The sequence below is a fragment of the Bacteroides sp. AM07-18 genome, from assembly GCF_003602695.1.
GTDB lineage: Bacteria > Bacteroidota > Bacteroidia > Bacteroidales > Bacteroidaceae > Bacteroides > Bacteroides uniformis.
Genome location: NZ_QTLM01000002.1, coordinates 312,564 through 325,970, shown reverse-complemented (window position 1 = coordinate 325,970; position 13,407 = coordinate 312,564). Strand labels below are relative to the sequence as shown.

Sequence of the window (13,407 nt, the reverse complement as noted above, 5' to 3'; positions counted from 1 at the left end):
TTATCTATTTGCTTGCTACGAGCTCGGCAATCTTGACGATGACGTTCATGGCTTTCTCCATGTTCTGGATAGGCACGAACTCATAGCGGCCGTGGAAGTTCAAGCCACCGGCAAAGATATTGGGACAAGGCAGGCCCTTGAAAGAGAGCTGGGCACCGTCCGTACCTCCGCGAATGGCTTTTACACGAGGCTCTACACCTACCGCCTTCATGGCGGCAAAAGCGGTGTCGATGATATGCATCACCGGTTCAATCTGCTCGCGCATATTATAGTATTGGTCGCGAAGTTCCAGAGTAGCGGTACCCGGACCGTATTCTTCATTGATTTTTGCCACAAGACGTTCCATCTCCTTCTTGCGCTCTTCAAAGCGGGTGCGGTCGTGGTCACGGATAATGTAAGAGACTGTTGTCTGCTCCACCTCGCCAGTAATGCCTATCAGATGATAGAAACCTTCGTAACCTTCGGTATGCTCCGGAGCCTCGTCAGCCGGAAGCATGGACATGAAACGGTTGGCAACGCGGATAGAGTTAATCATCTTATTCTTGGCATAGCCCGGATGCACATTCCGTCCCTTGAAGCTTATCTTGGCAGAGGCCGCATTGAAGTTCTCGAATTCAAGTTCACCCACTTCTCCGCCATCCATGGTATAGGCCCATTCGCAGCCGAACTGCGCTACATTGAACTTATGGGCACCCAGACCGATTTCCTCATCCGGATTGAAGCCGATACGTATTTTACCGTGCTTGATTTCGGGATGTTCCTTCAGATATACCACTGCCGATACAATTTCGGCAATACCGGCTTTATCATCGGCACCAAGCAAGGTCTTGCCGTCGGTCACAATCAAATCTTCCCCTTGATGGTCGAGCAGTTCGGGGAACTGGGCAGGAGAAAGAACCACATTCTCTTCGGCGCAAAGAACAATGTCCTTACCGTCATAATTCTGCACGATACGCGGAGAAACATTCTTGCCACTCATATCGGGGCTTGTATCCATGTGGGCAATAAAGCCGATGACGGGCAACGGCTTGTCTGTATTGGCAGGAAGAGTGGCGAACAGATAACCATTTTCGTCCAACGTGATTTCTTCCAGACCCAAAGTTTCCAATTCTTCTTTCAGATACCGGGCAAACACCATTTGCCCCGGAGTACTCGGAGTAATCTCAGTCTCTTCACTGGACTGAGTATCGAAGCTTACGTACTTTAAAAAACGTTCTACTAAAGTCATGATGAATAATGATTAGTGATTAATGGTTAGTGATTAATGGTCAGTGATTAGTAATTGGCGAAAAGCATTATCCGAATGGCATTAATCATTAATCACTAATCATTAACCACTATTTTGTGCTGTAAAGATAAAAAAAGGGGCGTGAACTGCCAAGCAATTCACGCCTCTTTTTTATTTCTTAAGGACAAAATGTCAATCAAAAATGGCTGCTACCATCAAAACAATGCGTACATATCTTACACTTAGGCAATCCGATAGCCTCAACCAGAGTTTCCAACGTATTGAACTTCAAGGATGAAAGTCCGAAACGCTCGCGGATAACGTCCACCATCTTTTCGTATTCGGGTGAGCCGGTAGTGGCATACTTATCGAGATTCTTATTCTCGTCACCCTCCAGTTCCTTGATGACACGACGGGTAATCAGTTCCATGTCGCTTTTGGAAGCCGTGAATCCTACAAACGGGCAGCTATATATCAATGGAGGACAAGCAATCCGGATATGCACCTCCTTGGCACCATACTCATACAGCACCTTCACATTGTCGTGCAACTGGGTCCCCCGGACAATAGAGTCATCACAGAACAGCAGACGCTTACCCTCGAGCATGGCACGATTGGGAATCAGCTTCATCTTTGCCACCAGCGAACGCAATTCCTGCTTGCTGGGAGTAAAACTACGAGGCCAAGTCGGAGTATATTTGGAAATGGCACGATGATAAGGAACTCCTTTACCTTCGGCATACCCAAGCGCCATACCTACACCCGAATCAGGAATACCGCAGGCACAATCCACCTCTGACTTATCTGTCTGTGCCATCTTGAAACCGGAGGCAAAACGCACTTCCTCCACATTCTTACCTTCGTAGCAGGAAGTGGGGAAACCGTAATATACCCATAGGAAGGAACAAATCTGCATTCCCTCATCAGGCTTGCGCATCTGTTCCACACCATCGGCACGCAGGCGAACAATCTCTCCGGGTCCCAAATAACGGTCTATCTCATAACCAAGATTCGGAAAGCTGCTCGACTCACTTGTGGCGGCATACGCTCCGTCTTTCTTGCCAATCACAATCGGAGTACGTCCCCAGCGGTCGCGAGCGGCAATGATGCCGTCTTCCGTCAATAACAGCATGGAGCAGGAACCTTTGATATGCTTATACACATTTTCAATTCCTTCGACAAATGTCTTTCCTTGTATAATAAGGAGGGCGATAAGTTCCGTCTGATTGGTTTTGCCCGAACTGAGTTCGGCGAAGTGCATGTTTTGGGCCAACAGTTTTGTTTCCAGTTCTTGCAGATTTACTATTTTGGCTACCGTTACAATGGCAAAGCGACCGAGGTGGGAGTTAAGGATAAGGGGTTGAGGGTCTGTGTCACTGATGATTCCTATTCCGGAATTTCCTTTGAACTTATCCAGTTCATCCTCAAACTTCGTGCGGAAATAAGTGCTTTCCAGATTGTGAATGGAACGGGTAAACTGCTCCGTTTCTGCATCGTATGTAGCCAACCCACCACGTTTTGTCCCTAAATGTGAATTATAATCTGTGCCGTAAAACAAATCTGCCACACAGCTTGTTGCCTTGGCGACTGTTCCGAAAAAACCTCCCATAAGTTCTGTTTTGTTATTGGTTTCTAAAATTAACGGATGCAAAGGTATGAAGAATTTGCGAAATTCGGGCAGATTTGAAATGAATAAAAAAGGCAATATATTTCTTGCCCACAATAGAAGTTATATTATTGGAAACATATACTTTTGTGATCGAAACCAAACAACTGTATAATGGGAGAAACCGCAAATATTATAATAGCCGATACTCTTCAAGGTCTGGGGACGGACGCATACAGTGGCTATCTTGCACACGCCCTCTGTCTGTCAGGAATCTGCCGATTGAAGTACAATGGAGAGGAGCGCGAGCTACGTGCCGGCGACCTGATGATTGTCCGCAAAGGAAAACTGGTAGAGAAAATTCAACCTTCAGAAGATTTTCGCGTAAAGGTCATCTATATCGCATCGGGCTTTGTGGTGCTGAGTACACCACAGAACAACTACGGCATGAAAGGGCAACTTTCCCTATTTCTCAATCCTATCATGTCCCTGACTACCGAACAGCAAGAGCTATGTCTCCGGGATTTTGAACAAGTGGAATACAGACTCCGGAATACAGACCATCATTTCCATCGCGATATGCTTATCGCCTCCACACAGATGTTGATACTCGACTTCTTCGATTTCCACTCCCATCTATATGGCGAGGACAATATCTCTGTACAAAATGCTTCCATCATGAGCCGTTTCCTCAACATGCTGGAGAACGGAACTTTCCGCGAGCATCGTGAAGTGACCTATTATGCCGACTGCCTATGTGTCACCTCCAAATATCTTTCGGAAGTTTCCAAGAAAGTAAGCGGTTATACAGCAAACTACTGGATAAACCGTTATACCACACTCGACATCTCGCGTTTGCTGCGCGACAAATCACTAACGTTCGTCCGTATTTCCGATATGTTCGGTTTTTCCTCTCCTGCTTATTTTAGCCGTTACGTACAACAACATCTGGGTGTAAATCCGACAAAATACAGAGGTTAATGATTATAGTTTTTGATTGTTTGCCCGTTTCAGATCTATTAGCGAAATATGCTCATTACGATAGCGGGCATTGGGGTTCTTCTCCGTTCCGTCAGGAAAAGAGCCATCTTCCTGCTTTATGAACTGAATAGCCTTCTGCGGACAATTCTGTATGCAGGCAAAACAGAACTCGCAGTCACCGGACGTCTTCACTCCTCTCGACGTCAGCTCATAGTTGCCGCGCGGACAAACGTAGGTACAAATGCCACAGTCAATACAAACATCGGTCACGGTAAAGAACTTCTCGCTTTTCATCAGGAAGCCCACCTCGGGGTCGAGTCCACTCCGCTGCATAAAACCTTGGTGCTGTTGCCGTTCCTCCTCCGTCACCGGTTCGTGCCAATGCTGCCGACTGTTGATATCTGCCGTTATCTTCTGCAAGTTCTCGGGGATGTGCTTGTCTATCTTGAGTTGCTCGTTCATGTCGAAGTTGGGTAGCCAGTTATCCACCATGATGATAGTGTTGATATAGTCAAACGCATTGTCGGCTTTACGGGATATACGGTCCCAAATCTCTACCGCATCGCACTTCCTTGCACCATAGGTGAGGACAGCAAACTTGTATTCTGCCTTCAGTTTTGCTTTCCGAATGAACTGCCGTACCATATAGGGAGGCATATGACCGTAGATGGGATAAACGATGCCGATTTCATCTGCCTCAAATTCATACTTCCCCCGTTTCACCATCTGAGGGATACTCAACAATTCTGCGTTCTCTCCAGCCAACTGACGGGCGATGTAAAGACTGTTACCCGTTCCGGTAAAATAAAAGATGATACGCTTACTCCTTTTTGTTTCGCAGGATGCCAACGAGAGTAGGCCGGAAGATGCGATAGCACTGCTCATCACGGCAAATCCCATACGCTTTAAAGCCTCCCGACGACTGATTTTCTTATCCGTATTCATATCTCTGATTTTTAATGATTATGCAATCTGTTATCTGAGTGCAAAAATAAAGGTTTCCCCAAAGAACGGACTTACCAAAAACTCGGGTCTTGATGCTATTTTTACGGTATAAGAATGAGCTTACCCTAACACAAAAAAAAGCCCCGCAAAGATTGGACTTCTGCGGGGCCTCACTAATGCCTAATAAAAACTCTTTCTACCCTAAATTATCTCCACTTCTTCACAGCTTTCTTGTCAGCCGGAGTCGCTTCAATCAAGCTCAATGCAAAACCACCGCTACGCGCTTCCTTCACGGACATTTTGGTCTTGCTGGTTACGATACCCTTCTTTATCTGATAAGAAGTAGGGTTCTCCTTGTAATCAGCATCTTTACCGTCGGCATAGAGAGTGGCTACGTATTGCTTGCCCGGTTCAAGGAAGTCGAGCGTAAAGTTGGCTGTACGTGCATTCTCGTCTGTAATACCTCCAACAAACCAGTTGCCGGTTCCTTTTGCCTTACGGGCCACGGTAATGTAATCACCCGGTTCTGCTTCAATGTACTTGCTGTCGTCCCAGTCTACTGCCACATCCTTGATGAATTGGAAAGCATCCATGTGCTTTTCGTAGTTCTCAACCAAATCGGCAGCCATCTGCAACGGGCTGTATAAAGTTACATACAGAGCGAGTTGCTTAGCAAGTGTAGTCTGCACTTGTCCGTGGGGCAAATCGCCCATAAAGTCAAGTTTGGTATCGAAGATACCCGGTGTATAATCCATCGGACCGCCAATCAAGCGGTTGAATGGAAGCAATGTGGTATGGAACGGTTTGCTACCGCCGAATGCCTCATATTCAGTTCCTCGTGCAGATTCGTTGCCAATCAAGTTAGGATAAGTACGGCACAAACCGGTAGGGCGTACAGCTTCGTGCGCATTTACACAAATTTTGTAGTCGGCTGCCTTCTTCACGGCATAGAGGTAGTGGTTGTTCAGCCATTGCCCATAATGATGTTCACCACGGGGAATCATATTACCTACATATCCGCTCTTCACGGCATTGTAGCCATTATCCACCATAAACTGATAGGCCTTGTCCATGTGACGTTCGTAGTTGCGCACCGAACCGGATGTCTCATGATGCATCATCAGCTTCACGCCTTTGCTCTTGGCATATTCATTCAGCATCTTCACGTCGAAATCGGGATAAGGGGTCACAAAATCGAATACATAATCCTTGGATTTGCCAAACCAGTCTTCCCAGCCTTCATTCCAGCCTTCTACCAATACTTGGTCCAGACCGTGCTCGGCTGCGAAGTCGATGTACTTTTTTACATTTTCGTTAGTGGCACCATGACGGCCATTGGGCTTCATTTTGGAGTAGTCCACTTCACCCAGTTTGATGGAGGGAAGGTCGTCTGTATATGCCCAGGTGCTCTTACCTGCAATCATTTCCCACCATACACCTACGTATTTCACGGGCTTAATCCAGGAAACGTCCTCGTAAGCACAAGGTTCGTTCAAGTTCAGCGTGATTTTAGAGGCAAGGATGTCACGAGCATCGTCGCTTACGATAACCGTACGCCACGGTGACGTGCAGGGAGCTTGCAGATAACCTTTATCGCCTACTGCATCGGGAGTAAGCCAAGATTCAAAAACAAAATTCTTATCATCCAGATTCAAGTGCATGCAAGAGTAATCCACCAAAGCAGCCTCGTGCAAGTTGATGTACAAACCATCAGCAGTCTTCATCTGCAAAGAAGTCTGAACACCGGTGGGCGAAAACGGGGTTTGTGAAGAGTTAGGCGTAATGGCCCCTTTCATCAACCCGCGAATTTCAGAAAGTTTGGATTCTGTGTAATCATATTCCTGCGTATCGTAGTCGCCCGGAATCCAGAAGGCTGTATGGTCGCCAGTCATGGCAAACTGAGTACGCTCCTCCTTAATCACGAAATAGTTCAAGTTCTTCTGCAAAGGGAACTCATAACGGAAGCCCATACCATCGTCGAACAAACGGAAGCGGATAATGATGTTCCTATCCTGCGCCTTTTGGTTGAGCGTCACAGCCAGCTCATTATAGTGGTTACGGATTTGCTTTACTTCACCCCATACCGGTTCCCAAGTCTCGTCGAAAGTGGAAGTCTTTGCATCCTCCATCGTGAAGCCATTCATCAGACCGGGGTCGTTCTTCAGTTCGAGTCCTAATTTGGAAGGGTTAATCACCGGCTTTCCTTTGTAAGAAAGTTCGTAAACGGGTTCGCCTTGCGCATTTACCGAAAAATTCAATTGAAGTTGTCCGTTGGGAGAGGTAATACTCTCTGCCATTGCTACGCCGCTCACCAACAAAACGAGCAGGAAGCAGGCTAATTTTGTACAGATTGCTTTCATGTTTCTCATGCTATATTTATAAAATTATGTTCCAGATGCAAATATAGGCAGGAAAGAAATACACTCTGACGCAATTAAACTAAAATGATAGATGATTTGTCGGCAAACGTTTGCATGAAAACCAACTTCCCTTGAACAATATCCTGCCTACAAACAAAATAGAAGGAGAAGTATCGCTACGAAAACTTCGCCCTCCATATTTTTACAACTTTAATCGTGCACTGGAATTATCCCAAAGGATTTTCACCTTGGTCCCCGTCATTGCCTCCCGAAGGATTGGAGTTATCCCCTCCACCATTGCTACTTCCATCCGTATAGTCCGTATCGGGAACCACCATCTTGGTGACGCTCATATTGCCCAACATTTGACTAAAAGCTTTCCCCGGAAAAAACAGAATACGTTTACGGACAATGTTACTGGCCGAAACGCCAGCCTCCGTATCAGCACTCTTCCCTACAAAAGAAGGGCGGAACAATCCGAAATCACCTAAACGAACAGTCTTTCCATCGTCTATTTCTTCCGACATGATGTCCACCAGTCCTGCAGCCACTAAGTCCACCGTCTTTCTGTGAATACCAAGAATACGGCTCACTTTGGCACACAACTTATCAAAATCCAATTCACCCGCTCCTACGGATTTAGCTACATACTTTACATTTTTGTCCTTGTCAAAACCAAAGATTCTCTTTGCCACTACATACTGAAGTCCCATAATTTTTAATGTTTTAGAAAGTTAATATAATAATGTAATAAATAGGCCGAAGCCTTTTCCTCTCTTTCAAGAAGTGGAGATCCATCGTGAGGCCTCAACGATAAACTTTCATTCTCTTGAATTCGATGTTGCAAAGTTAGGGTGTGAATGACGGGAATACAAGGAAATGACATCTACAACCAATTTCGTTAAAACTCTAAAAAACAACAAATTAAGAACAACCCTTCTCTACAAGTGAAGAAAGAAAGGCAGGAAGAGAATGAGAAGGAATGGATACAATCTCTACAGCCTATGAAAATAAATCGCTGATTATCAAGACAAGGTTCTAGAGAGGTCTCTACAATATGGCATTTGAACGGTTAAGACCTCAATTTCAAGAGTGGCTCAAGTTTCACAAGTTATTACCGTATCCAAAAATACAGACAAACCAGTCATCCTTCCAAAGCCCCTTCTACTCGTTTACTAAAATCTCCCGGACATTTTACTAAATCTCCGGCAACGATTTACTAAATCTTCCTCCAAGATTTAGTAAATCGCTTCTGCCCCATCACGAACTATCCGGAACCAAGATTGGCAATCACTCATATCAAATATCAAAATTATATACATCCCACCAATAACTACTTCCCCCAGTACAGAATCGCTTTATGAAATTTCGGGCTATGATTTACTGAAATTCCTTTGTCTTCACTACCTTTGCAGCCAAAACCAACCCCAGAAAACCTATGACTAGATTACTGATAGCTATATTCCTTGGCGGCGGTACCGGCAGCGTACTGCGCTACTGCGTGCAGATGATGCTCCACGAGCGCATAGTCCCCTACTCTTTCCCATGGGCTACATTCACAGTCAATATCCTCGGAAGTTTCCTCATCGGGCTATTCTATACCTTATCCGCCCGTTTCAACCTTTCTACTGAGGTACGGCTGTTGCTGACTACCGGTCTGTGCGGAGGATTCACCACCTTCTCCACTTTCAGCAATGACGGACTGATTCTGATAAAGCAAGAATTCTACGGAATGTTTGCCTTATATACCTTATTAAGTATCACATTAGGAGTCCTGGCAGCCTTCGCCGGCGGCGCCTTCGGACGCTGTATATAACCCAAACACCCCTATGAAACCCAGCAAGCCTTTTGTCATGCCTCCCGTACGCATCATCCCTCCTACCTTAGAGGGACAAAGTGAAAGTTCCAAATCATTGGAAGAATGGCTGAATACGGAAGAAACTGTCAGAGACCTTCACTTCGGTAAACGGACAGAGGAACACATGGAGTATTCCTACAAAAGCATCACCAACTGTACTTTCAGTCATATCCAATTCAGCGCCTGCAAACTGAAATCCTGCCATTTCACTGATGTACGTTTTGAACATTGCGACCTTTCCAACATCTCATTTGCCGAAAGTTCTCTGTTCAGAGTGGAATTCATATCCTGCAAACTGGTGGGAACCAATCTGCCGGAAACAATATTGAACCATCTGACAATGAAGGACTGCAATGCCAGATACCTCAATCTTTCCATGAGTAAAATCAATCAAGCCCGCTTCACCTCTTGTGACTTGCGCAACAGCGACGTCAACGACTGCAAACTTGCCTCCATCGCCTTTGAAAACTGTGAGCTGGTAGAATCCGAGTTTTCACACACCCCTCTAAGAGGAATCGACTTGAGCGACTCGCACATAGGAGGTATACGCCTCAACCTGCCCGACATACGGGGAGCCATCGTCAATACTTCCCAAGCCATGGAGTTGACTGCTCTTTTAGGCATTACAATAAAGGATTAAAAACGAAAAACAATTCCTTGTTTTCATTTGTTAGTAAGGTAGTTTATAATTAAAATTGACTGAATATGAAAATAGAGAAGATTATCGGACGTGAAATCCTCGATTCAAGAGGTAACCCAACTGTAGAAGTAGACGTAACCTTGGAATCCGGCTTCATAGGCCGTGCATCTGTCCCGTCAGGAGCATCCACGGGAGAACACGAAGCATTGGAACTGCGTGACGGTGACAAAAAACGTTACGGAGGCAAAGGTGTCCTGAAAGCCGTGGACAATATCAATAATATCATTGCTCCCAAGCTCATCGGTATGTCCGCCCTCGACCAGATGGGTATCGACCATGCCATGCTTGCACTGGACGGAACCAAAACGAAAGCCAATCTGGGTGCCAATGCCATCCTCGGCGTATCTCTTGCTGTAGCCAAGGCTGCCGCCGCTTACCTTGACATCCCACTCTACCGATATATCGGTGGTACAAATACCTATGTGATGCCTGTACCGATGATGAACATCATCAACGGCGGTTCGCATAGTGACGCTCCCATTGCTTTCCAGGAATTCATGATACGCCCCGTAGGTGCCACTTCCTTCCGCGAAGGTTTGCGTATGGGTGCCGAAGTGTTCCACGCACTGAAGAAAGTCCTGAAAGACCGTGGCCTCAGCACAGCAGTAGGCGATGAAGGAGGTTTTGCTCCTAATCTGGAGGGTACAGAAGATGCCTTGAACTCCATCATTGCCGCCATCAAGGCTGCCGGATACGAACCGGGCAAAGATGTAATGATTGCCATGGACTGCGCTTCTTCCGAGTTCTACCATGATGGCATCTACGATTATACCAAATTCGAAGGTGAAAAAGGCAAGAAACGTACTGCCGACGAACAGATTGACTATCTGGAAGAGTTAATCAACAAGTATCCCATCGACTCTATCGAAGACGGCATGAGCGAGAACGACTGGGACGGCTGGAAAAAACTGACCGACCGTATCGGCAACCGTTGCCAGTTGGTAGGAGACGATTTGTTCGTCACCAATGTGGACTTCCTTGCAATGGGCATCGAAAAAGGCTGTGCCAACTCCATATTGATTAAAGTAAACCAGATAGGTTCGCTGACCGAAACACTGAATGCCATCGAAATGGCACACCGCCACGGATATACTACCGTAACTTCCCATCGTTCCGGTGAAACGGAAGATGCAACCATTGCGGACATAGCCGTAGCTACCAACAGCGGACAAATCAAGACCGGTTCACTAAGCCGCTCAGACCGTATGGCAAAGTACAACCAACTGCTTCGCATCGAAGAAGAGCTGGGAAGCAATGCGGTGTATGGGTATAAGAAAGTGATGAGTGATGAGTTATAAGTGATAAGTGATTTGTAAGACAAAGAAAAATCCGCGAAATCCGTGCCTAAAAGAAAGCATAACAAGAGTTCTCGGACAGTCAGGGGCTTGAAGGATAAAGCATTTATATGAATGTAAGAAGGGACGAACCGTCACGGTCTGTCCCTTCTCTTTTTAACCTTAAATCAACAATCAATCTACTACCCTAAAGAAAACTTCTTCTCCACTTTGGCTATCCGGTGCCACCCAAAGAGCAAAGTCTCCGGCTTCCACCGTCTTCATCCTATCTATATTCCAGAAAGCAAGTTCACTTATAGGAAGTTCAAACGATACATTCTTCTTCTCACCCGGCTTCAATGTGACGCGAGCAAAGCGTTTCAGCTCTTTCACCGGACGGGTCACCGAAGCAAACTTGTCCTGCACGTAAAGCTGGGCTACCTCGGTACCTTCATACTTTCCGGTATTCTCAAGGTCGAAAGTCACAGTCAGCACATCTTCCTTCTTCAGACTGGCAGACGAGAGTTTCACATTGCCATACTTGAACGTCGTATACGACAGACCGTAGCCAAAAGGAACCAACGGATCGAAACCTGCATCCATATAGAAAGAAGTACATCCCAATGAAGTCTGCCCCGCTTCCAACGGAATGTCATTCAGCAAGACCTCATTCCGCGTAGCCGGACGTCCGGAATTGTTATGAGCATAATAAACCGGTATTTGTCCTACCATCTTCGGGAAAGTCACCGGAGTCTTGCCGCTTGGCACTGCCTTGCCCCACAGCAGGTCGGCCAATGCCGGTCCTCCCATCGTTCCGGGATGGAACGAATAAAGCACGGCAGACGAGAGTTCGACTTCTTTTCCTATAGTCAGCGGACGTCCTGCCATTACAACGGTAACCACCGGTTTGCCCGTTTTTGCCAAAGCTGCAACCAGCTCGCTTTGTGCACCCTGCAAGTTCAGGTCGGCCAGGCAATGCGCCTCTCCGGAAAGAATGGCTTCCTCACCCACAAATGCCAGAATGACATCAGCACGTACTGCGGCGGCGGCAGCTTTGGCCACGCCGGCCATATTCTTGTCACGGCTATAAGTCAGGCCCAGTTCGTATATCACTTGTACTTTGTCTCCCACCAATTCCTTGATGGCAGTCAGCGGTGTCACAGTCTTTGTCTTGTCGCCATCAAATACCCAGGTACCCAATTGGTCGTATGGCGCATTCGCCATCGGGCCTACCACGGCAACTGTCTTTACCGAAGATTGCAGAGGCAATGTCTCCTTTTCGTTCTTCAGCAAGATGGCCGATTCCACAGCAGCTTGCTTGGCAGCCTCCAGATGAGCAGGAGCATAAAGTTCCTCTATACGTTTCTCATCTACATAAGGGTTATCAAACAACCCCAAGCGGTACTTGATGCGCAGAATATTCCGCACTGCATCATCTATGGCAGATTCCTTGACTTTTCCTTCTTTTATCAACTCCGGCAGTTCCTTGACAAACGTATAGCTGACCATCTCCATATCCACACCGGCATTCACTGCTTTCATCGCTGCCTCTTTGGAATCGGGCGCAAAGCCATGCGCTATCATTTCGGCTACCGAAGCCCAGTCTGAAACCACCACTCCATCAAATCCCCATTCACCGCGAAGCACGTCTTTCAGAATAAAAGTGTTCCCGGTAGACGGCACTCCGTCATTGTCATTGAACGAAGTCATGAAAGTGGCCGCCCCAGCCTTGGCAGCAGCCTCGAATGGAGGAAGATAGACATTGCGCAGGCGACGCTCCGGAATAAAAGTTGAGTTATAGTCGCGTCCTCCTTCTGCCGCCCCATACCCTACAAAATGTTTGGGACATGCTGCGATAGAGGTCGGATTATTCAAAGAATCCCCCTGAAAGCCTTTTACCATGGCAGCCCCCATCACCGAAGTGAGGTATGTATCTTCTCCACATCCCTCGGCCATACGTCCCCAACGGGGATCGCGCGCCACATCTATCATCGGTGCGAATGTCCAGCGAATACCCACAGCAGAAGCTTCGACAGCCGCTACCCGTGCACCGTCCTCGGCCACCTGAGGATTAAAAGAGGCCGCCTGCCCCAGAGGGATAGGGAATATGGTCTTGAAGCCATGAATGACATCACGCGCCATCAGCAAGGGAATGCCCAAGCGGGACTCCTCCATAGCCACGCGCTGCAAGGCATTGACGCGCACCGGGTCCACCTCATTCAGAATAGACCCGACCTCACCTTTCTTTATCAGTCCGCTCATGTCCTCTATATTGCCATAAGAAGAAATCTGGTTCATCTGCCCAATCTTTTCTTCCAGTGTCATACGGGACAACAGAGCTTCTATTTTCTGCTCGATGGCGGCATCACCTTTTCCGTTCTGCACTCGGGTACAAGATGTAAAGGAAAGCAATAATAAATAAGCAATAATAAATTTCAGCATTCTTACTTCACAT

The 13,407-nt window shown here is 46.8% G+C and carries 10 protein-coding genes; 4 read left to right on the top strand and 6 right to left on the bottom strand.

Annotation, left to right across the window (positions count from 1 at the left end):
- Nucleotides 1-4: 4 nt before the first annotated feature.
- Complete coding sequence (gene pepT, locus DW096_RS04930) at nucleotides 5-1,228, bottom strand: peptidase T (RefSeq protein WP_005826807.1); 1,224 nt, start codon at nucleotides 1,226-1,228, stop codon at nucleotides 5-7.
- A 196-nt stretch (nucleotides 1,229-1,424) separates the two neighbouring features.
- Nucleotides 1,425-2,837, bottom strand: coding sequence for an amidophosphoribosyltransferase (locus DW096_RS04925; protein WP_005826808.1), 1,413 nt, complete (start codon nucleotides 2,835-2,837; stop codon nucleotides 1,425-1,427).
- A gap of 171 nt (nucleotides 2,838-3,008) precedes the next feature.
- Between DW096_RS04925 and DW096_RS04920 the strand changes: the two genes are divergently transcribed.
- Nucleotides 3,009-3,815: a helix-turn-helix domain-containing protein gene (locus DW096_RS04920; protein WP_005826809.1), complete on the top strand. Its 807-nt coding sequence runs from the start codon at nucleotides 3,009-3,011 to the stop codon at nucleotides 3,813-3,815.
- A gap of 3 nt (nucleotides 3,816-3,818) precedes the next feature.
- On the opposite strand, the gene DW096_RS04915 is transcribed toward DW096_RS04920, so the two are convergent.
- The 3 genes from DW096_RS04915 to DW096_RS04905 form a co-directional block, all read right to left on the bottom strand.
- Nucleotides 3,819-4,760, bottom strand: coding sequence for an EFR1 family ferrodoxin (locus DW096_RS04915; protein ID WP_005826810.1), 942 nt, complete (start codon nucleotides 4,758-4,760; stop codon nucleotides 3,819-3,821).
- Between the two features lie 206 nt (nucleotides 4,761-4,966).
- On the bottom strand, nucleotides 4,967-7,129 hold the full coding sequence (locus DW096_RS04910; protein WP_057088054.1) for a glycoside hydrolase family 97 protein: 2,163 nt from the start codon (nucleotides 7,127-7,129) through the stop codon (nucleotides 4,967-4,969).
- Nucleotides 7,130-7,347: 218 nt separating this feature from the next.
- Nucleotides 7,348-7,833, bottom strand: a complete 486-nt coding sequence (locus tag DW096_RS04905) for a DsbA family protein (protein ID WP_005835937.1) — start codon at nucleotides 7,831-7,833, stop codon at nucleotides 7,348-7,350.
- A gap of 725 nt (nucleotides 7,834-8,558) precedes the next feature.
- On the opposite strand from DW096_RS04905, the gene crcB reads away from it, so the two are divergent.
- From crcB to eno, 3 genes are all read left to right on the top strand, one after another.
- Complete coding sequence (crcB, locus tag DW096_RS04900) at nucleotides 8,559-8,936, top strand: fluoride efflux transporter CrcB (RefSeq protein ID WP_005826820.1); 378 nt, start codon at nucleotides 8,559-8,561, stop codon at nucleotides 8,934-8,936.
- Nucleotides 8,937-8,949: 13 nt separating this feature from the next.
- Nucleotides 8,950-9,618: a pentapeptide repeat-containing protein gene (locus tag DW096_RS04895; protein WP_016273353.1), complete on the top strand. Its 669-nt coding sequence runs from the start codon at nucleotides 8,950-8,952 to the stop codon at nucleotides 9,616-9,618.
- A 65-nt stretch (nucleotides 9,619-9,683) separates the two neighbouring features.
- A complete protein-coding gene (eno, locus tag DW096_RS04890) occupies nucleotides 9,684-10,976 on the top strand; it encodes a phosphopyruvate hydratase (protein ID WP_117962583.1) in 1,293 nt (430 codons plus the stop codon).
- Nucleotides 10,977-11,147: 171 nt separating this feature from the next.
- Here the strand turns inward: eno and bglX are convergent, their stop codons facing one another.
- Nucleotides 11,148-13,394: a beta-glucosidase BglX gene (gene bglX / locus DW096_RS04885; RefSeq protein ID WP_117962581.1), complete on the bottom strand. Its 2,247-nt coding sequence runs from the start codon at nucleotides 13,392-13,394 to the stop codon at nucleotides 11,148-11,150.
- Nucleotides 13,395-13,407 lie beyond the last annotated feature (13 nt).